Source organism: Propionicimonas sp. (genome assembly GCF_049840635.1).
Taxonomy (GTDB): domain Bacteria; phylum Actinomycetota; class Actinomycetes; order Propionibacteriales; family Propionibacteriaceae; genus Propionicimonas.
Genome location: NZ_JASGKL010000004.1, coordinates 1,091,958 through 1,111,978 on the forward strand (window position 1 = coordinate 1,091,958; position 20,021 = coordinate 1,111,978).

At 70.8% G+C, this 20,021-nt stretch carries 18 protein-coding genes; 8 read left to right on the forward strand and 10 right to left on the reverse strand.

All coding sequences use genetic code 11. From position 1 onward, the window contains the following. The first annotated feature begins 148 nt into the window (after window positions 1–148). Complete coding sequence (gene sepH, locus QM779_RS05310; RefSeq protein ID WP_428532668.1) at window positions 149–1,240, forward strand: septation protein SepH; 1,092 nt, start codon at window positions 149–151, stop codon at window positions 1,238–1,240. Here sepH and QM779_RS05315 read toward each other — a convergent pair whose 3' ends face one another. The 3 genes from QM779_RS05315 to QM779_RS05325 all read right to left on the reverse strand — a co-directional run bounded on the left by QM779_RS05315 (window position 1,241) and on the right by QM779_RS05325 (window position 3,756). Next, window positions 1,241–1,879, reverse strand: a complete 639-nt coding sequence (locus QM779_RS05315) for a thymidine kinase (protein WP_428532671.1) — start codon at window positions 1,877–1,879, stop codon at window positions 1,241–1,243. 183 nt (window positions 1,880–2,062) lie between these two features. After that, the gene (locus QM779_RS05320; protein WP_428532674.1) at window positions 2,063–3,172 is read right to left on the reverse strand and encodes an alkaline phosphatase family protein; all 1,110 of its coding nucleotides are present in this window, start codon (window positions 3,170–3,172) and stop codon (window positions 2,063–2,065) included. Further along, window positions 3,169–3,756: a DUF5998 family protein gene (locus tag QM779_RS05325; protein ID WP_428532677.1), complete on the reverse strand. Its 588-nt coding sequence runs from the start codon at window positions 3,754–3,756 to the stop codon at window positions 3,169–3,171. Before QM779_RS05325 ends, QM779_RS05320 begins: the two co-directional genes overlap by 4 nt. Window positions 3,757–3,872: 116 nt before the next feature. Here QM779_RS05325 and QM779_RS05330 point away from each other — a divergent pair, with 116 nt between their 5' ends. The 3 genes from QM779_RS05330 (at window position 3,873) to QM779_RS05340 (ending at window position 8,055) form a co-directional block, all read left to right on the forward strand. Then, window positions 3,873–4,910: an App1 family protein gene (locus QM779_RS05330; protein ID WP_428532680.1), complete on the forward strand. Its 1,038-nt coding sequence runs from the start codon at window positions 3,873–3,875 to the stop codon at window positions 4,908–4,910. 29 nt (window positions 4,911–4,939) lie between these two features. Further along, window positions 4,940–7,396, forward strand: a complete 2,457-nt coding sequence (locus QM779_RS05335; protein ID WP_428532683.1) for a DNA gyrase/topoisomerase IV subunit A — start codon at window positions 4,940–4,942, stop codon at window positions 7,394–7,396. A gap of 164 nt (window positions 7,397–7,560) precedes the next feature. Beyond that, a complete protein-coding gene (locus QM779_RS05340; protein ID WP_428532686.1) occupies window positions 7,561–8,055 on the forward strand; it encodes a beta-class carbonic anhydrase in 495 nt (164 codons plus the stop codon). Between the two features lie 399 nt (window positions 8,056–8,454). Here QM779_RS05340 and QM779_RS05345 read toward each other — a convergent pair whose 3' ends face one another. Together QM779_RS05345 and QM779_RS05350 are read right to left on the reverse strand one after the other, a co-directional pair. After that, window positions 8,455–9,435, reverse strand: a complete 981-nt coding sequence (locus QM779_RS05345) for a pirin family protein (protein ID WP_428532689.1) — start codon at window positions 9,433–9,435, stop codon at window positions 8,455–8,457. A 69-nt stretch (window positions 9,436–9,504) separates the two neighbouring features. Further along, complete coding sequence (locus QM779_RS05350; RefSeq protein WP_428532692.1) at window positions 9,505–11,574, reverse strand: DNA gyrase/topoisomerase IV subunit B; 2,070 nt, start codon at window positions 11,572–11,574, stop codon at window positions 9,505–9,507. 182 nt (window positions 11,575–11,756) lie between these two features. Between QM779_RS05350 and QM779_RS05355 the strand changes: the two genes are divergently transcribed. The 4 genes from QM779_RS05355 to QM779_RS05370 all read left to right on the forward strand — a co-directional run bounded on the left by QM779_RS05355 (window position 11,757) and on the right by QM779_RS05370 (window position 15,141). Then, on the forward strand, window positions 11,757–11,948 hold the full coding sequence (locus tag QM779_RS05355) for a DUF7455 domain-containing protein (RefSeq protein ID WP_428532695.1): 192 nt from the start codon (window positions 11,757–11,759) through the stop codon (window positions 11,946–11,948). A 91-nt stretch (window positions 11,949–12,039) separates the two neighbouring features. After that, window positions 12,040–12,564, forward strand: coding sequence for an O-acetyl-ADP-ribose deacetylase (locus tag QM779_RS05360; protein WP_428532698.1), 525 nt, complete (start codon window positions 12,040–12,042; stop codon window positions 12,562–12,564). Then, complete coding sequence (locus QM779_RS05365; protein WP_428532701.1) at window positions 12,557–14,446, forward strand: S9 family peptidase; 1,890 nt, start codon at window positions 12,557–12,559, stop codon at window positions 14,444–14,446. Before QM779_RS05360 ends, QM779_RS05365 begins: the two co-directional genes overlap by 8 nt. A 47-nt stretch (window positions 14,447–14,493) precedes the next feature. Further along, window positions 14,494–15,141, forward strand: coding sequence for an HAD family hydrolase (locus QM779_RS05370; RefSeq protein WP_428532704.1), 648 nt, complete (start codon window positions 14,494–14,496; stop codon window positions 15,139–15,141). Here the strand turns inward: QM779_RS05370 and QM779_RS05375 are convergent. From QM779_RS05375 to QM779_RS05395, 5 genes are all read right to left on the reverse strand, one after another. Beyond that, window positions 15,116–16,093: an amino acid ABC transporter permease gene (locus QM779_RS05375; protein WP_428532707.1), complete on the reverse strand. Its 978-nt coding sequence runs from the start codon at window positions 16,091–16,093 to the stop codon at window positions 15,116–15,118. The genes QM779_RS05370 and QM779_RS05375 overlap by 26 nt on opposite strands. Next, window positions 16,090–16,779: an amino acid ABC transporter permease gene (locus QM779_RS05380; RefSeq protein ID WP_428532710.1), complete on the reverse strand. Its 690-nt coding sequence runs from the start codon at window positions 16,777–16,779 to the stop codon at window positions 16,090–16,092. The genes QM779_RS05375 and QM779_RS05380 overlap by 4 nt, the downstream gene beginning before the upstream one ends. A gap of 60 nt (window positions 16,780–16,839) precedes the next feature. Then, complete coding sequence (locus QM779_RS05385) at window positions 16,840–17,676, reverse strand: glutamate ABC transporter substrate-binding protein (RefSeq protein WP_428532713.1); 837 nt, start codon at window positions 17,674–17,676, stop codon at window positions 16,840–16,842. A gap of 49 nt (window positions 17,677–17,725) precedes the next feature. Next, window positions 17,726–18,499 (reverse strand): amino acid ABC transporter ATP-binding protein, encoded by a 774-nt coding sequence (locus QM779_RS05390; RefSeq protein ID WP_428532716.1) that lies wholly within the window; start codon window positions 18,497–18,499, stop codon window positions 17,726–17,728. Between the two features lie 165 nt (window positions 18,500–18,664). Continuing rightward, a complete protein-coding gene (locus tag QM779_RS05395) occupies window positions 18,665–20,008 on the reverse strand; it encodes an RNA polymerase sigma factor (RefSeq protein ID WP_428532719.1) in 1,344 nt (447 codons plus the stop codon). Between the last annotated feature and the right edge of the window lie 13 nt (window positions 20,009–20,021).

Below are 20,021 nucleotides of genomic sequence, written 5' to 3' on the forward strand. Positions count from 1 at the left end.
GGGCATCTCGTGCGAGGCGTGTATATCACATCCCGGCGCGATCGCCGTCCCCCTGCCGGATCGACGACCTCGGCGCAGTCGTCGCGCCGCCGTCCGGTTGGTGAGTCGGGTTGGTAGGTTACCTGCAGACACAAACCCAGAAGGGGCGATGACTCACCGACACCCGAGCCGCGGCACCGGGGACGCGGTGCGCCAGCCGCCACACGCCAGCCACCTGGAGATCGATATGGACAGCGCCCTGACCCCGCGGGAGATCCAGGCACGCGTCCGGTCGGGCGAGAGCCTGGAGGACGTCGCCAGGGCCGCGGGCATGGGCGTCGACTGGGTGGAACCCTTCGCTGCGCCCGTGATCGCCGAGCGCGAGTTCATCGCGGGGCAGGCCCAGGCGCACCCCGTCCGCCGCGGGTCGGAGACCATCGCGCACCGGACGCTGGCCGAGGTCGTCACCGACCGCCTCGCCACCCGCAAGGTCGACCTGGACACGCTCGCCTGGGACGCCTGGCGGATCGAGGGTCGCCGCTGGGCGGTCCGCGTCGAGTACGACTCAGGCTCTTCCCACCGCGACGCCCTGTTCACCTACGACGCGGGCGGCCGCTTCTCCGTGGCCGAGAACGAGGACGCCCGCTGGTTGCTCGGGCTCCACTCCGCGTCCCACGGTCCCCAGCCGGGGCGCCGCCGCCGCGAGGAGGAGGCCGAGCCCACCGTCGGGCTCAACGACGACCTCGCCCTGGTGCGGGTGGTGCAACCGCGGGTGGACGAGCCCGAGGACCCCAACGACACGATCCCGCTGGACGAGCTGGACGACGAGATCGACGACGCCTACGCCGAGGGCGAACTGGCCGAGGTGGACGGGGTGTACGACATCGTCCCCTCCTCCGGCTCCGGACTCGACGTGCTCTACGACATGCTGTCCAGCTTCGACGAGGACTCGGTCCAGATCTACGCGGGCCTGATCCGCGCGGCCGAGGCGCCCGTGCCGCCGGCCGTGGTCGACGACGAACCGGACGAGGCCGAAGAGGCGTCGGCTGCGGAGGAGGTCGTCATCGCCGAGGTCGAGGCGGACGCGGAGGAGCCGGCAGCGGAGCCCGACGGGACGCCGGCCGAACCCGAGCAGCCCGCCCTCCTCGAGGAGGAGCCGCCCGCCGAGCCCGCCCCGTCCCGGCCGAAGCGCAAGCGTGCGTCCGTCCCGAGCTGGGACGAGATCATGTTCGGCTCGCCGAAGAACCCCGGCAAGCGCTGATCAGGACTCGAACGGCAACGGCTCGGGGCTCAGCGTGACCGCCGCGACCTGTGCGGTCACCCTGCGGCGGTGGTGCCGCCGGCACAGCACCTGGTAGGCCACCTCGGCGGCGTCGGTGTCGCCCACGACCACCTGGCTGCCCTCCGTGACCATCACGCCCCCCACTGTGCGCGCGTTGTGGGTGGCCGGCTCCCCGCACCAGCAACGGGGGCGCACCTGGAGCATCTCCATCCGGTCGCACAGCTCGACGAGGCGCTGGGACGCCGGGAACAACTCGGTACGGAAGTCGGTGAGGATGCCGAAGCAGAACACGTCGATCTGCAACTCGTCGACGATCCGGGCGAGCTGGTCGATGTGGGCGCGGGAGTAGAACTGCGCCTCGTCGCAGACCAGGAAGTCGACCCGCCGGCCGGCTGTGAGCTCGGAGACGACCTCGCGCCAGAAGTCGAGTTCCTCCGTGACCTCGATCGCCGGAGCGCTCAGCCCGATCCGCGAGGTGATCACCGAGGAGCCCGAGCGGTCGAGCATGGTGAACAACCGTCCCTGACGTCCGGCGTGGGACTCGGTGTAGGCGACCTGGAGCGCCAGCGTCGACTTGCCGCAGTCCATCGGCCCGGTGAAGTAGGTCAGTTCAGCCACGGCGTCATTCTGGCGCACCGCGCCCCCGCCCACGAACGCGTGGCCGCCGCGCTCCCGGAGATCCCGGGTCAAGCCCGGGATGACAATCCTCCCCTGTCATCCCGGCGAAAGCCGGGATCTCGACGACGACCGACCGCACCCCTGGGACCACGGATTGAGAACGGGGCGCCAGTGGAAGGCCGCTCAGGCGAACAGGAGCGGGACCTGCAGTTCCTCGGGCGTGAGGGAGCCGTGCATGCCGACCAGGGTCAGTTCCCTGGGCAGGGTGCGGGTCATCACGGCACCGTCGTCGGCCATCGCCACCAGGACGTCGCCGAAGCGGTCGGCGAGCCGCGGGGAGACGTCGCCGAACCAGCCCTCGTCGATGGCCTCGTCCCGCGTCCGCACCCACGCGCGATCGCCCAGCCGGTCGTGCCAGCGCGCGGCGAGCGCCGCGGGCTCACGGGTCATCAGCTGGCGCAGTCGGCCCTCACCCGCGAACGCGGTCACGCCGGCCAGCAGGTCCGGCTCGTCCTCGACCACCAGCCGCCGTCGGCGTGGGACGTCCACCATGCCGTGGTCGCCGGTCACGACCATCCGGACGTCATCGGGCAGCGCGTCCCTCAGCTCCGCGACCAGTTGGTCGGTGCGGCCGAGTTCGGTGAGCCAGGCCGGCGACCCCGTCCCGTGCTCGTGGCCGGCGTGGTCGACCTGCCGCTCGTAGAAGTAGCCGAGCGTCCGCTCCCCCGCCGTCACGGCCTGCAGGGCGAGCGCGACCCTGCGTGTCCGGTCCCGCTCGTCGGTCACGGGCAGGAAGGACGGACCCCGGAGCGCCGCCGTGGTCAGGCCCGTACCCGCGAAGTGCGCGGGGGCGATCGCCGCCGTGCGGACGCCAGCCCGCTCGAGCCGCTCGAAGTAGGTCAGCTGCGGCTGGACGTCAAGGCCGTCGACGTCGGTGGGCCAGCGCAGCGTGGTCAGGACGCTGTGCGCCGGCGCGTACCAGAACGAGTAGCCGGCGATGCCGTGGCGTCCGGGCGGCAGCCCCGTGCCCAGGCTCGAGATGGACGTCGCGGTCGTGCTGGGCACCCCGGAGGTGATCGTCGGACCCGCGAGACCGGCCAGGAACGGGGCGTGGTCGGCGTACCGGGCGAGCAGCGACCGGCCCAGCCCGTCCACGAGCACCACCAGGTAGCGCTCGGACGCCGGCAGCCCGAGGACGTCCTGCCCGCCCGGAAGGCCCAGGTGGGCACCGAGGCTGGGGAGCAGGTCGGCCAGCGTCGAGCGCCCGTAGGCGGGGACGAGCGGTTCGCTCACGCGAAGCTGCCGGTGGCCAGCTGCAGCGCCGACGCGAAACTGATCAGCTGGGCGACCTTCGTCTCACCGTCACCGGCCGCGCTGATCCGCACGGTCAGGTCGTCGCCGGCGAGCATTCCGGTCAGGCCGTGGTCGGCCTCGCACTCCGGGTCGGCGCAGTGGGCGGGCTCGAGGTCGATCCGCCGCATCGTCCCCCACGTGATCGTCAGCCACGCCTCGGACACCTCCGTCCGTCGCGAGCCGTACCGCTCGGGGTGCGCCACCACCTGGCTCAGCGCGACGGAGTTCACCTCCCGCAGCCCGACCGACTCGGTCGTGGTCAGCGCCTGCGCGGGCTCTCCGGGGTCCTCGTTCTCGTCGGTGTGCGCGACGATCAGCCGGGACGCGGTGAGCACGAGCACCGACAGGTGCCGCTGGATCTCCTCGCGGTTGAACGTCGCCTCGTGGTGGACGAGGTGCGCGATCGGTTCCTCCGGCCCCAGGGCCAGCGACACGGCGTCCGAGACCAGTTCGGGGAAGTAGCCGCAGGCGTGGATCTCGGCCCGCAGGCCCGCCGGCAGGTTCAGCGCAGGACGTGGCGTCATTGCTGCATCTTCTCACCCTCTCCGGAATGTCCGAACCCGGCGGCCTGCTCCGGCCCGGACGTTGCTGGGGCGGGGCTGCGAGGGCTGGGGGCCCGGCGCCATTAGGGTGGGGTGCCGTGAGCACCACCCGTCCCTTCATCGCCGCGCGCGTCGAGGAGTTCATCGACCGCCGGATCGAGGGGTTCCTGCGCGGGCTCGGCTGGCGCGAGAAGGTGATCTGCTACACCGGCTACGGCAGCAGCGAGAGCATCCGGGTGCTCGGACGCGTCGTCCTCGTGCCGAACCGCGCGCGCGGCGGGCTCGCCAAGGCGACCGAGGACCTGATCAAGCGGCGCGGCTTCCGCAACTTCTTCAGCGCGGCCTGCGTGCGTGCCGCGGTCACGATCACGGTCGGCGACCAGGTGGTCACGGCCATCACCGATCGTGGCGGCTACATCGACGAGCGGATCCGCAACCTCCAGCTGGCGCCCGGCTGGCAGCAGGTCGGCGTGCGCAGCCGGACGTCGAAGATGGCGTCGGCGGACGTCCACGTCGTCGGCGACGACGTCACGTTCGGGATCGTGTCCGACATCGACGACACGATCATCTCGACCTGGCTGCCCCGCCCGATGATCGCGGCCTGGAACTCGTTCATCCGCGACGAGTCCGCCCGCCAGTCCGTCCCCGGGATGGCCCGGATGTACACCACGCTGCTGGCCGAGCACCCGGGCGCTCCCGTCCTCTACGTCTCGACCGGCGCGTGGAACACCCACGACTTCCTGTCCCGGTTCCTGAAGCGGCACGGCTACCCGCACGGCGCGATGCTGCTCACCGACTGGGGGCCCACCAACACCGGCTGGTTCCGGTCCGGCATGGCCCACAAGGCGGACGCGCTGCTGCAGTTGACCAGGGACTTCCCGCACATCTCGTGGGTGCTGGTCGGCGACGACGGCCAGCACGACCCCGTCCTGTACGCCAACTTCGCCCACGTCGCGCCCGACCGCGTCCGGGCGATCGCGATCCGCCAGCTGTCCGCCACTGAGCAGGTGCTCGCCCACGGCACGACGTCCGCGCTGCCCGAGGAGCAGGACGCGGAGGCCGACACCCCCTGGGTCGAGGCGCCCGATGGACGCGGACTGCTCGCGGGCCTGCGCGCCCTGCCCGAACCCCTGTGACGCACGGAAGAGAAGAGAAGCAGGACCAGATGGTTGCCAAGCCGCCGGCCGAGGACGAGACCAGCGAACGGATCGTCGACATCGACGTGTCCGAGGAGATGGAGACGAGCTTCCTGGAGTACGCGTACTCGGTGATCTACTCCCGGGCGCTGCCGGACGCACGCGACGGGCTGAAGCCCGTCCAGCGCCGGATCCTGTACACGATGGACCAGATGCGGATCCGTCCGGACGTCTCCCACGTGAAGTGCTCCCGCGTCGTCGGCCAGGTGATGGGCCTGTACCACCCGCACGGCGACTCGGCGATCTACGACGCCCTCGTCCGGCTCGGCCAGCCGTGGGCGATGCGGCTGCCGACCGTGGACGGGCACGGCAACTTCGGCTCGCTCGACTCCGGGCCCGCGGCGATGCGGTACACCGAGTGCCGGATGTCGCCCGCTGCGGTGGCGATGACGGCCGACATCGACTCGGACACGGTCGACTTCCGGCCCAACTACGACGGCAAGGAGTCCGAGCCGACGGTGCTCCCGTCCGCCTTCCCCAACCTGCTGGTCAACGGCAGCACGGGGATCGCGGTCGGCATGGCGACCAACATCCCCCCGCACAACCTGGTCGAGGTCGTGCAGGCGCTCAAGCACCTGCTGTGGCACCCGGAGGCGGACGTCGACGAGCTGATGCGCTACGTGCCGGGCCCCGATTTCCCCGAGGGCGGCAAGATCATCGGGCTGGACGGGATCCGCGACGCCTACGCGACCGGCCGCGGCAGCTTCCGCGTCCGCGCGTCCGCCCGGATCGAGCAGGTGCACGCCCGGCGCAAGGGCATCGTGGTCACGGAGTTGCCGTACCAGATCGGCCCCGAGCGGATCATCGAGCAGGTGAAGACGCTGGTCACGGCCAAGAAGCTGACCGGGATCGCCGACATCAAGGACCTCACTGACCTCGCGAACGGCACGCGGCTGGTGATCGAGGTGAAGAACGGGTTCAACCCCGAGGCGCTGCTGGAGGAGCTGTACCGGCTGACCAAGCTCGAGGACTCGTTCGCGATCAACAACGTGGCGCTGGTCGACGGCCAGCCGAACACGCTGTCGCTGAAGCAGCTGCTCGAGGTGTTCCTCGCGCACCGGCTCGACGTGATCCGGCGCCGCTCGACCTTCCTGCTCAACAAGGCCAAGGACCGGCTGCACCTGGTCGAGGGCCTGCTGATCGCCATCGTCGACATCGACGACGTGATCGCGATCATCCGCTCCTCCGACGACGGCGCCCACGCCCGTGCCCGGCTGATGGACGCGTTCGAGCTCACCGAGGTGCAGGCCAACTACATCCTCGACATGCAGCTGCGCCGACTGACGAAGTTCTCCACGATCGAGCTGGAGGCCGAGCGCGACAAGCTGTGGCTGACGATCAACGACCTGCAGGGCATCCTCGACTCGGACGAACGGCTGCGCGAGGTGACCGCGGGCGAGCTGGACGAGGTGGCCAGGGCGCACGGGACGCCGCGGCGGACGATCCTGCTGGCCTCCGCGGGCAACCAGGTGACGGGTGCGCGGGCGGCGAAGGCGAACGGGGCGGCGCTCGAGATCGCCGACGACCCGTGCTGGGTAATGCTGTCGTCGGCCGGCCTGCTGGCCCGCAGCGACAACGACGAGCCGCTGCCCACGTCGGGGCCGAGGGCCACCCACGACGTGATCAGCTCCGCGGTGCGGACGACGGCCCGCGGGGAGTTCTGCGTCCTGACCAACACCGGACGCCTCGTCCGCGGCCAGGCGATCGACGTCCCCTCCGTCCCGGTGACGGCGGCAGCGCCGAACCTGCAGGGCGGGTCACCGGCGGCTGAGCTGCTGCCGCTGGAACCCGGGGAGCGGATCCTCGGGCTCGGCACGCTCGGCGAGACGACGTTCGGCTGGGCGCTGGGCACCCGCAACGGCGTCGTGAAGCGGGTGAACCCGGAGATGATCGGCAAGGACGCGTGGGACATCATCCGGCTCGACGACGGCGACGAGGTCGTCGGCGCGGTGGAGCTCAGCCACGACCTGGTCGAGTTCGTGTTCATCACCAGCGACGCCCAGCTGTTGCACTTCACCGCTGCGGGGGTGCGTCCGCAGGGGCGCTCGGGCGGAGGAATGGCGGGCGTCAAGCTCTCCCCCGGCGCACGGGTCGTGTTCTTCGGCGCCTGCCCTGTCGCCGACTCGTCGGTGGTGACGGTGGCCGGCTCGTCGTCCGCGCTGCCGGGCACCGAGGCGGGGACGGTCAAGGTGACGCCGCTCGCGGAGTACCCGGGCAAGGGACGCGCCACTGGCGGCGTCCGCTGCCAGCGCCTGCTGAAGGGCGAGGACGGGCTCCTGCTCGGGTGGGCCGGCCCCGACCCCGCGATCGCCGCCGCCGCGTCCGGCACCCCGATCGACCTGCCGGCGCCCGACCCCCGCCGCGACGGCTCCGGCGTCCCCGCCGCCCAGCCGATCGCCGCCGTCGGCTCGCGCTACCACAGCTGAGGCCTCCGTCCCGCCGCCGGATCGCCGTCCCCTCCGACAAACGCTCCCGAAACGCGCAGAAGCCACCGAAATTTCGGGAGCGTCTGCGCGTTTCGGGAGCGTTTGTGGATGGTCCGGGGTCGGAGCTCGATCAGGACCGTCCGGCCTCCGTCTAGGGTGTGCTCGTGGACGACACCTTCGACGACCTGCTCCTGGCCAACCAGCGTTATGCGACCTCCGCCCCGCGCAACTTCGACGGCTACGCCCACGCGGGCATCGCCGTCGTCACCTGCATGGACTCGCGGCTGCAGCCGCTGGAGATGATCGGCCTGTTCCTGGGCGAGGCGAAGATCCTGCGGACGCCGGGAGGCCACGTCACACAGGACGCGCTGAACGGCTGCATCCTCGGGGTGAACCTGCTCCGCGTCCGGCGGATCCTGGTGATCAGCCACAGCAAGTGCGCGATGGCGTCCGGCGATGACGAGGAGCTCGCCCGCCGCGTCTCTCAGGCCAGCGGACGCGACGCGTCCGAGCTGGAGTTCGGCGCCGACCCCGACCAGGCCGGACGCCTGCGCGCCGACGTGAAGCTGCTCGCCACGCACCCCCTGATCACCGGACGCGCGAGCGTCGGCGGCTTCCACTACGACGTCGACACCGGCCTGCTCCAGCGCGTCTGCTGACCGACCTCTTCATCCGGAAGCAGAAACTTGTCATCCCGGGCCTGGCCCGGGATCTCACCAACGAACCGACCGCACCCACACCGAGACCCCGGCCTTCGCCGGGGTGACAGGGCAGCCGGGTGGCCGGGGCGTCACGGCTCGCCCGGAGGCGCGTGGAGGCGGCGGCCCTTCGTGACGCGTCCGCTCGTTCCTCGCGACCGCTCCTCAGGGACCGTTGAGCCGTCATCGCATCGTGTCATCCCGGGCCTGACCCGGGATCTCACCACCAAACCGACCGCACCCACGCCGAGACCCCGGCCTTCGCCGGGGTGACAGAGACGGCGAGCACGTCATCCCGGGCTTGACCCGGGATCTCACCACCGCCCGGCCGGCAGCGGCGCAGAGACCGCGAGAACCGCCCTACTGCCGGCCGCGGCGGAAGCGGCGCTTGAGCCGCAGGTCGGCCGGCAGCGGGGGCGCCTCGAGCCGCGGCGTCGCGCCGCGATAGCCGGCGACCCGGCCGAACCGGTCCTCGGGCGCGTCGTTCCACTCCTCGCGCAGCCGGACGATGTCCTCGTGGCTACGGCCGATGAAGTTCCACCACATCACGACGCCCTCATCGAAGGGCTCGCCACCGAGCAACATGATGCGGGCGGGCGCGTCGGTCGGGTTGGAGATCCGCAGGTGGTCCAGCCCGGCATCGCGGACGCCCAGCGTGCTGCGGTCGAGGCGGACACCGTCGACGTCCACGTAGCCCGTGTCGACGAGGACGCCGTGCTCCTGCCCCGCGTCCACGGCCAGCTCCCACGTCGCGCCCGCCTCCAGCACGACCTCCGCACCCAGCAGCGGCGTCTCGGTGTGCACCGGCGACGTGACCCCGGCCAGGCTCCCGATCAGCACCTTCGCCCGCACGCCGGGGGCGTCGAACTCCTCCGGCACGTGGTGCTGGAACTCCCTGACCAGGTCCCGGCTCCCCTCCGGCAGCACCACCCACAGCTGGACGCCGTGCAGGAGGTCGCGGGCCGGCGTCGACACCTCGGAGTGCGCGATCCCGTGGCCGGACGTCATCAGGTTCACCTCACCCGGCCGCACCATCGCGTGCACCCCACCGGAGTCCCGGTGCTCGATCTCGCCCTCGAACAACCAGCTCACCGTCTGCAGGCCGGTGTGCGGGTGCGGCGGCACGTCCATGCACACGCCCTGCTCGGGCCCGTAGTGGTCGGCGAAGCACCACGCGCCGACGAACGACCGCCGCAGCGACGGCAGCGTCCGGCGCACCTTCAGCGCGTCCTCGCCGCCGAGGTGGACGTCCTTCGGCTCGAGCACCTGGACGTGGTCGGGGTCGTGGTCGTCGGGCACCGCGCAGTCCAGCACGTCCGACCTGGTCTCGGTGTTGCTCATCGCGCCTCCTGTGGAGCTGGTCAGGAACCGTCCCCGGTTCCGGCAGCCTACGTCGGGGCGGACGCGGTGTCAGGCGTCGATGCGCTCGGCGTCCAGGGCGTAGGCGCCCTCGATGATGAACTCCTTGCGAGGCGCCACGTCGTTGCCCATCAGCTTCTCGAAGGTGCCCTCCGCGGCCAGCGCATCGTCGACGGTGATCCGGCGCAGCGTCCGCTGGCGGGGGTTCATCGTCGTCTCGCTCAGCTCGTGGGCGTCCATCTCGCCCAGGCCCTTGTAACGCTGCGGCTCCTTGAACGACTGCCCCTTCTTGGTCAGCTCGGCCAGCTTCCTGCGGTACTCCGCCTCGTTGTAGGTGTACAGGTACTTCTCCTGGCCCTTGCGCGGGTTCGTCAGCTCGAACCGGTGCAGCGGCGGGACGGCGGTGTACACGCGCCCGGCCTCGACCAGCGGCCGCATGTACTTGAAGAACAGCGTCGCCAGCAGCGTGCGGATGTGGGCGCCGTCGGAGTCGGCGTCCGCCATGAAGATCACCTTGGCGTACCGGGCGGCGTCGATGTCGAACGTCCGCCCCGAGCCGGCCCCCACCACCTGGATGATCGACGCGCACTCCGCGTTCTTCAGCATGTCGCCGACCGACGCCTTCTGGACGTTCAGGATCTTGCCCCGGATCGGCAGCAGTGCCTGGTACTCCGAGTTCCGCGCGAGCTTCGCCGTGCCCAGGGCGGAGTCGCCCTCGACGATGAACAGCTCGGTGCGGTCGAGGTCGGTGCTGCGGCAGTCGGCCAGCTTGGCCGGCAGGGTGGAGGACTCCAGCGCGTTCTTGCGCCGCTGCGCCTCCTTGTGGGCGCGGGCCTGGACGCGGGTGCGCGACGCGGCGACCACCTTCTCCATCACCGCGCGCGCCTGCGTCCGCTGCGCGGCGCGGGTGGAGGTGAGGAAGTCGCCGAGCTCGTTCTCCACGATCCGGGCAACCAGTCGGGTCACCGGCGGGGTGCCGAGCACCTCCTTGGTCTGGCCCTCGAACTGCGGCTCGGCCAGCCGGACGGTGACGACGCCGGTCAGCCCCTCCAGCGCGTCGTCCTTCACGACCTCCTCGCCGGCCTTCAGCAGCCGCGTCCCGTCCAGACCACGGCTGAACGCGCGCACCAGCCCCCGCTCGAAGCCCTGCACGTGGGTGCCGCCCTTCGGGGTGGCGATGATGTTCACGAACGACTGCACCTGCGTGTCGTAGCCGGTGCCCCAGCGCAGCGCGATGTCGACCTCGAGGGTCCGCTCGACGTCGGTCGGGGTCATCGCGCCGTTCTCGTCCAGCATCGGGACGGTCTCGGTGAACGTGTCGGTGCCCTGCAGCCGCAGGATCTCGCTCACCGGCGGGTCGGAGGCGAGGAAGTCGCAGAACTCGGAGATGCCGCCGTCGTGCTTGAACACCTCGGTGGTCGGTTCGTCGCCACGGGCGTCGGTGACGGTCAGTTCGAGCCCGGGCACCAGGAGGCTGGTCTGCCGCGCCCTGGCCAGCAGCGCGGGCAGGGCCAGCTGGGCGTCGGCGAGGAAGATCTGCCGGTCCGGCCAGTACCGGACACGCGTCCCCGTCACGCCCCGGCCCACCCTCGCGACCTTGCGAAGTTCGTTGCCGGGCGTGAACGGCGCGTCCGGTCCGGGGCCGTCGAAGACGCCGGGGACGCCGCGGCGGAAGCTCATCGCCCAGGTCGCGCCGTTGCGGTCGACCTCCACGTCCAGCCGGACGCTGAGGGCGTTCACCACGGACGCGCCCACGCCGTGCAGGCCGCCGGTGGCGTTGTAGCTGCCGGCGCCGAACTTCCCGCCCGCGTGCAGCTTGGTGTACACGACCTCGACGCCGGTCAGCTTCGTGCGCGGCTCGATGTCGACGGGGATGCCGCGGGCGTGGTCGACGACCAGGATGCTGCCGTCGTGCTCCAGGGTCACCTCGATCCGGTCGCCGAAGCCCGACAGCGCCTCGTCGACCGCGTTGTCGATGATCTCCCACAGGCAGTGCATGAGCCCGCGGGTGTCGGTCGAGCCGATGTACATCGCCGGACGCTTGCGGACGGCCTCGAGGCCCTCCAGCACCAGCAGGTGCCGTGCCTCGTAGTCCCTGCCCTCGGCCGCTTTCGTCGTCACCACCGGCTGAGATTATCTCGACGGGGTAACACTTCTTTGCATTCGCGTGACGGTGTCGGTGGTTCCCGGGATTGTCGGGCATGCTGCCTACACTGTTGGTGCCGGGAACAAACGGGGCGCCCGCCTCGTTGACCCGGATGCGAACGAAGGAAGATTCGCGAGGGTGGAGAGAGGACGATCCGATGACCGCAACAGTTACCGAACCCCTGACCACGGCTGATCGTTGTGATCGCTGCGGCGCACAGGCCTACGTCCGCGTCACCCTCACCTCCGGCGGCGAGTTGCTCTTCTGCGGCCACCACGGCAAGGCCCACTCGGACAAGCTCAGCCAGGTGGCGCTGAAGATCCACGACGAGACCAGCAAGCTCAGCTGAGGTCCACTGCTCAGCCGACGGGCTCCGGGGTCTCCCCGGGGCCCGTCGCTCGTTCCCGGGCCATGTCGGTCCCGGCTGGGATACTCGGGGCATGAGCATCGACGCCATCCTGGGCGACCTGACCACCGAGTCGGCGGACGCGCTCGTCAACGCGGCCAACTCGAGCCTGCTCGGTGGCGGTGGCGTCGACGGTGCCCTGCACGCCGCGGCGGGTCCCGCGCTGCTGGAGGCCTGCCGGAAGGTGCGCGCAGACCAATGGCCCGGCGGCCTCCCCGTGGGTGAGGCGGTGGCGACGATCGCCGGCCACCTGCCCGCACGCTGGGTGATCCACACGGTCGGCCCCAACCGCTCGGCCGGGCAGACCGACGAGCGCCTTCTGGCGTCCTCCTACACGCGCTCGCTCGATGTCGCGGTCGAACTCGGCGCCCACAGCGTCGCCTTCCCCGCCGTCGGGGCGGGGGTCTACGGCTGGGACGCGACGACGGCGGCCCGCGTGGCGGTCGCGGCGGTGCTCGCCCACCCCCGCACCGGAATCGACCGGGTCCGCTTCGTGCTGTTCTCGCCGCGCCTGCACGACGCCTTCACCGCAGAACTCAACAGGAGCCGACGTGGCTGACACCTCCCCGCGCACCCTTCCGTACGGTTCCTGGCCGTCCCCGGTCTCGGCGGCGGGCCTGGCCGCAGCCGTGGTCGGGCTCAACTACGGGGTGGCCGACGGCGACGCCGTCCTGTGGACCGAGGCCCACCCCGAGCAGGGCGGACGCGTCGGGCTGTGGCGGCAGGTGGGGGACGCCGCGCCGGAGGAGATCGTGACGGACGCGAACGTCCGTACCCGGATCAACGAGTACGGCGGAGGCGCGTGGACCGCGGCCGACGGCTGGGTGGTGCACAGCGTCCTGCCGTCCGGGGACCTGTGGGTGATCACCCCCGACGGGACCCGTCGGCGGCTCGCGCCGGCCGGCACCCTGCGTTACGGGAGTCTCGCCATCGACCCCGGACGGCGGCTCGTCCTGGCCGTCCGTGAGGACCACACCGACTCCGACGCCGCCTGCGTGCAGACCGTCGTCGCGCTCGACCTCGACGGGGAGAACCTCGACGGCGGTCGCGTCCTCGTCCACGGCGCCGACTTCTACGCGTCCCCCACCACGAGCGCCGACGGCCGGCTGGCGTGGGTGCAGTGGCAGCTGCCCGCAATGCCGTGGGACGCCACCGAGCTGTGGACGGCACCGCTGGCCGACCCCTCCGCCGCAACGCGGGTCGCGGGCGGCCCGGGAACCTCGGTCGTGTACCCGACCTGGCTGCCGGACGGGGCGCTGGTGTACCTCTCGGACATCTCCGGTTACTGGAACTTCCGCCGCTGGGACGGAGTGGACGACCGCGCGGTCGCCGAGTTCCCCTTCGACTTCTGTGAGCCGTTGTGGGTGCCCGACCCGGCTCCGTACACCGTCCTGGTCGACGGCCGGATCGGCTGCACCTGGTTGCAGGACGGGTACGCGCGGCTCGGCCTGTTGGCACCGTCCGGGGAACTCACGGAGATCCCGACCGACGCCGTGCGGGTCGCCCTCTCGGGGACCGGGGACAGGGTCGTGGCGGTGTGCGGGTACGCCGACCGTCCCGCCGAACTCCGCCTGCTCGACCTGGCGGCCGGCACCGATCGGCTGCTGCGCCGGGCCAGTGAGGACCGGCTGCCGCCGGAGGCCATCTCGATCGCGCGACCGATCACCTGGGACTCCCCCGACGGGCCGGTCCACGCCTGGTACTACCCGCCGGCGAGCGCCGACCACCGGGCCCCCGCCGGCGACCTGCCGCCCGTGCAGGTCTGGAGCCACGGCGGCCCGACGGGGTTCTCCGGGCCCGACTACCGCCCCGCCACCCAGTTCTGGACGTCGCGCGGCATCGGGATCCTCGACGTCAACTACTCCGGCTCGGGCGGCTACGGACGCGCGTACCGCGACCGGCTGCAGGGCCGGTGGGGGCTCAGTGACGTCCGCGACTGCGTGGGCTGCGTCCGTGCACTCGTGGACGCGGGACTGGCCGACCCCGCCCGGCTGAGCATTCGGGGCGGCTCCGCCGGGGGCTTCACCACCCTCGCGGCCCTGACCACCACCGACGTGTTCGCCGCGGGGATCAGCCTGTACGGCATCGGCGACCTCGAGGCGCTCGCCACCGACACCCACAAGTTCGAGTCGCGCTACCTCGACGGCCTCGTCGCGCCGTACCCCCAGGGACGCCAGACCTACCTCGACCGGTCACCGCTGCACCACCTCGACCGGCTGTCGTGCCCGATGCTGATCCTGCAGGGCGCCGACGACAGGGTGGTGCCGCCCAACCAGGCCGAGGCGATGGCTGCCGCGGTGCGGGAGAAGGGGCTCGTCGCGGAACTCGTGGTGTTCGAGGGCGAGGGCCACGGGTTCCGCCGGGCCGAGAACATCGTGGCCACCGCCGAACTCGCGCTCGCGTTCCTCGGCCGCGTCCACGGGTTCACCCCCGCGCCCTGAGCGCCGCGTCACTGCGTCCGGCGGCGCACCGGTTAGGGTGGCGGGTCATGGCGACACACGTGGTCTGGGACTGGAACGGCACGCTGCTCGACGACCTCGAGTGCTGCGTCTCCGTGACCAACCGGATGCTGGCGGAGTTCGGCCTCCCGGAGCTGGTCGATGTGGCTGCCTACCAGTCCGTGTTCCGCTTTCCGATCATCGAGTACTACGCCGACCTCGGCTTCGACACGGCACCGGGCGGCAACTTCGACGCCGCGGCCCGGCGCTACCTGCAGCTGTACTCCCCCGCTGCCCGCGCCTGCGGGCTGCACGCCGGGGCCAGGGAGACGCTCCGCACGCTGCACGCCGCCGGAATCGGCCAGGTGATCGTCTCCGCGTCCGAGCAGACCAACCTGCGCACCCAGCTGGAGCCGTTCGGCCTCGACGCCTGGCTGGACGGTGCGCACGGCATCGAGGACATCTACGCCGCGTCCAAGCGGGCCGTCGCCGAGCGCTGGCTGCACACCGCGAGCCTCGATCCCGCCGACGTGCTGTTCGTCGGCGACTCCGAGCACGACTTCGACATCGCGGACGCGCTCGGCTCGACCTGCGTCCTCTACAGCGGCGGGCACCACGCACGGACGCACCTCGCCGGGCTCGGCGTCCCCGTCATCGACGACCTGGCCGAGGTCACCCGCTTCGTGGCGGTCCGCTGAGGTCCCCGCGCCGGCGGGGACGCTCCCGCCCGGGACGGTCGTCGGGCGGGGGCATGATCGTCGCCGGCACGTCCGGTTCGGCCGCGACACCCGGCACGAAGCCGGCCGTGACGTTCTGGGTCACGACGCCACGCGGGCCGCGCCGCAGCCGCGACTCCACCACCCCGGCCAACCGCGTAAGCAGGCTGTTCAGGATGATGTAGACCACGGCCAGCACGATCAGGGTCGGGATCAGGTTCGCGAACGCCGTCGCGAGGTAGGTGCCCGAGCGCAACAGCTCCAGGTAGGCGATCATCGACCCCAGCGCGGAGTCCTTCAGGATCACCACCAGCTGGCTCAGCATCGAGGGCAGCATGGCCGTGATCGCCTGGGGCAGCAGGATGGTGGTGAGGGTCTGCAGCGGGGTGAGCCCGATCGCGAGGCCAGACTCCCGCTGGCCCGCGGGCAGGGCGTTCACGCCCGAGCGCACCAGTTCGGCCAGCACGCAGGAGTTGTAGACGGTGAGCCCGACCACGACGCCGAACAATGGCAGCGCCGATCCGGAGATCCGCAGCCCGAAGAGCCCCGCGTAGTACGCGAACAGCATCATCATCAGCACCGGGACCGAGCGGAAGAACTCCACGAAGGCGCCGCAGGCCCACCGGATCCAGCGGTGCTGGACCAGCCGCCCGATGCCGAGCAGGAGCCCGAACGCGATGGCGAGCACCACGGAGATCGCCGCGGCGAGCAGCGTCCCCGCCAGACCGGGCAGGAGGTAGGACGTCCACGCGCCGGGCGTGAGGAAGGGCGTCCACTTGGCGGGGTCGAGCTGGTTGTTGGCCGGGTCACCGAGGCGCACCAGGACGAACGCCAGCAGCCCGAGGAGCACCAGCAGGCCGGCGGCGGCGATCAGCCGGTACCGGACGCGGGCCCGCGGGCCCGGCGCGTCGAACAGGACGGTCGCGTCGCTCATCGCCGCACCGCCAGCCGGTTCGACAGCCAGGTGAACAGCAGGCCCATCGGGAGGGTGAGGATGACGAAGCCCGTCGCCATGATCGCGAAGATCCCGTACAGCAGCGACGGGTTGAACTCGATCATGTTGCGCATCATGTAGGCCGCCTCCGCGACCCCGACGGTCGCGCACACCGTCGTGTTCTTGGTGAGGGCGATCAGGGTGTTGCCGAGCGGTGCGATCGCGCCGCGGAACGCCTGCGGCAGCACCACGTGCTGCAGGGTGGGCCCGAAACCGAGCCCGATCGAGCGGGCGGCCTCCGCCTGGCCCCTCGGGACGGTGTTGATGCCGCTGCGGATCGCCTCGGCGACGAAGGACGCGTGGTAGAACGCCAGCGCCACGACCGCCCAGCGAAAGCCGTTGTCGACGATGAAGGTTCCCGAGTCGGACGGGGCGAGGTGGATCTTCAGGGTGTTCGAGATCCCCAGCGAGCACAGCGCGACGATCAGCGTGAGCGGGGTGTTGCGCAGGATCGTGACGAACCAGCGTCCGAAGGACTGCAGGACGCCGACCGGTGACACCCGGCAGACCGCGACCACCGTCCCGATCACGAGCGCGCCGAGCGCACCCCACAGCGTCAGCTGGACCGTCATCCAGAACGCGCCGAGCACGTCGTACTGGGCGAACAGCGTTCCGAGTCCCGACACCCGGCCTCCCTCAGGGTTGTGCCCCGGTGGCCCACAGGGCGCGGGCCACCGGGGACGGGATCACGCGCAGGCGTCCGGCTTCGGCGGGTTGGTGCTGGAGTCCGGCGTGAAGCCCGAGGCTCCGACGGTGTCGTCGAGCGCCTTCTGCCAGGAGCCGTCGGAGACCATCTTCTCCAGCGCCGTGTTGATGGCCGTGCAGAGCTTCGTGTCACCCTGCTTGATGCCGACGCCGTACCGCTCGGTGCTGAACGGCTTGCCGACGACCTTGAGCTTGCCGGAGTACTGGCTCTGTGCGGCGAAGCCGGCCAGGATCACGTTGTCGGTCGTGACCGCGTCGATCGAGCCGGACGCGAGCGCCTCCACGCACTTGGAGTAGGTGTCGTACTCCTGCAGCTGCACCTGGTTGGCGAACTGGTCCTGGATCTTCTTCGCCGACGTCGAGCCGACGACCGAGCACAGCTTCTTGCCGTTCAGGCTCTCCGGCCCGGTGATGTCGGTGTTCGACGAGGCCACCAGGAGGTCCTGTCCTGCAATGAAGTACGGACCGGCAAACGCGACCTTCTGCTTGCGGTCGTCGGTGATCGAGTAGGTCGCGAAGATCATCTTGACCTGGTCGGACTGGAGCATGGTCTCGCGCTGGGCGGACGGGGTCTCCTTGAACTCGACGTCGGTGTAGCCGAGTTCCTTGGCCACGTACTTCGCCACTTCGACGTCGAAGCCCTCATACGTGTCGCCGTTCTTGAGCCCGAGGCCGGGCTGGTCGAATTTGATGCCGATGATCACCTTGCCGCCGGTGCCGGGGTCTCCGCCGGCGGCGCTACCTCCTGCGCAGGCGGACAGGCTCAGGGTCATGAGCACTGCTGCGCCGAGTGCCCCGAGGGGCCGTGTGAACTTCATCTCTCTCTTCCTCCTTCGTGCGGGGTGTGCGTCGGTGGGACGGGTGAGTTCAGTGGGTGAGGATCTTGCCCAGGAAGTCCTTTGCTCGCGCGGTGGTGGGACGGGTGAAGAACTCCTCGGGGGTGTTCTCCTCGACGATCTGGCCGTCGGCCATGAACACGACCCGGTCGGCCGCCTTCCTGGCGAAGCCCATCTCGTGGGTGACGACGATCATCGTCATGCCGGCGCGCGCGAGGGTGACCATCACGTCCAGCACCTCGTTGACCATCTCGGGGTCGAGGGCAGAGGTGGGCTCGTCGAAGAGGATCACCTTGGGGTCCATGGCGAGCGCCCGCGCGATGGCCACGCGCTGCTGCTGGCCCCCGGAGAGCTGGGCGGGGTACTTGGCGGCCTGGTTGTCGACCCCGACCCGGTCGAGCAGTTCGTGGGCCCTCTGGTCGGCCTCCGCGGCCTTCAAACCGCGGACCTTGGTCGGGCCGAGGGTGATGTTCTCCAGCACGGTCTTGTGGGCGAAGAGGTTGAACGACTGGAACACCATCCCGACGTCGGCGCGCAGGTTCGCGAGCGCCCTGCCCTCCTCGGGCAGCGGCACCCCGTCGATCGTGATCGTGCCGGAGTCGATCGTCTCCAGCCGGTTGATGGCCCTGCACAGCGTCGACTTCCCCGACCCGGACGGGCCCAGGACCACCACGACCTCTCCGGTGTGGACGGTCAGGGTGATGTCGTTCAGGACGTGCAGGGTGCCGAAGTGCTTGTTGACCTCCGACAGCACGACGAGCGGTGCGCCGACGGTCGTCGGCTCCTCAGTGGCCGGTGCTCCCATCTTGTGAACCTACCCACCGTGGCCCCGACTTATCTACGCCCGGGCGGTCTCAATTCGGTGACAACCCGGTCCGGCCGAGGTGCGGGCGGGTGGCGCGTAATTGAAACCGTCCCCGGTTCCGCGCCGGCGCGGAATCGGGGACGGTTCCAGTTCTCGTCCGCGACCTCAGTCGAGGTAGTCCCGGAGGACCTGGGAACGGCTCGGGTGCCGCAGCTTGCTCATCGTCTTGGACTCGATCTGGCGGATCCGCTCGCGCGTGACGCCGTAGACCTTGCCGATCTCGTCCAGCGTCTTGGGCTGCCCGTCGGTCAGGCCGAACCGCATGCTGACCACGCCCGCCTCACGCTCGCTCAACGTGTCGAGCACGTCGTGCAGCTGCTCCTGCAGCAGCGTGAAGTTCACCGCCTCGGCCGGGACGACCGCCTCGGAGTCCTCGATCAGGTCGCCGAACTCGGAGTCGCCGTCCTCACCCAGCGGGGTGTGCAGGGAGATCGGCTCGCGGCCGTACTTCTGCACCTCGACGACCTTCTCCGGGGTCATGTCGAGCTCCTTGGCGAGCTCCTCCGGGGTTGGTTCGCGGCCGAGGTCCTGCAGCATCTGCCGCTGGACACGGGCGAGCTTGTTGATCACCTCGACCATGTGGACCGGGATGCGGATCGTGCGGGCCTGGTCGGCCATGGCGCGGGTGATCGCCTGCTTGATCCACCAGGTCGCGTAGGTGGAGAACTTGTAGCCCTTGGTGTAGTCGAACTTCTCGACCGCGCGGATCAGGCCGAGGTTGCCCTCCTGGATCAGGTCGAGGAAGAGCATGCCGCGGCCCGTGTAGCGCTTGGCCAGCGACACCACCAGACGCAGGTTCGCCTCCAGCAGGTGGTTCTTGGCGCGGCGGCCGTCCTCGGCGATCCACTCCAGGTCGTCGGAGTCGGACGCGGCCACGCTGCCCTCGTTGAGGGTCTCGTCGGCGAACAGGCCGGCCTCGATGCGCTTGGCGAGCTGCACCTCCTGCTCGGCGTTCAGCAGGGCCACCTTGCCGATCTGCTTGAGGTAGTCCTTCACCGGGTCGGCGGTCGCGCCGGCGGCGAGCACCTGCTGCTCGGGCTCGTCGGCGTCGTCGGCGTCGGAGAGGCTGAAACCCTCGTCCTCCGCCAGCTCCTTCTCGGTCTTCGCCTCCTCGGCGGGCTCGAAGTCCCCCTCGTCGACGTCGTCGAGGCTGCGCTTCTTGCCGCCGACCGTGAGGACGACGTCGTTGCCGTCACGCTCGAACTTCACGTTCTCGACGTTCGTCGGGTCGAGCACCTCCTCGACCGTGACGTCCTCCTCGATCTCCTCGTCGACGAGCTCGGTGGGCTCCTCGTCGTCGGGGGTCGCCGGGGACGCCGGCTCCGGGTTCGGCACGGCCTTCACCGGGGAGGGGGCAGCCTTCCGGCCGCGACGCGTGGGAGCCTCGACAACAGCCTCCTCAGTAGCGGAAACAGCAGCGGCACGGGAACGTGGGGGCAATGGGCTCACCTCTCAGCAGAGC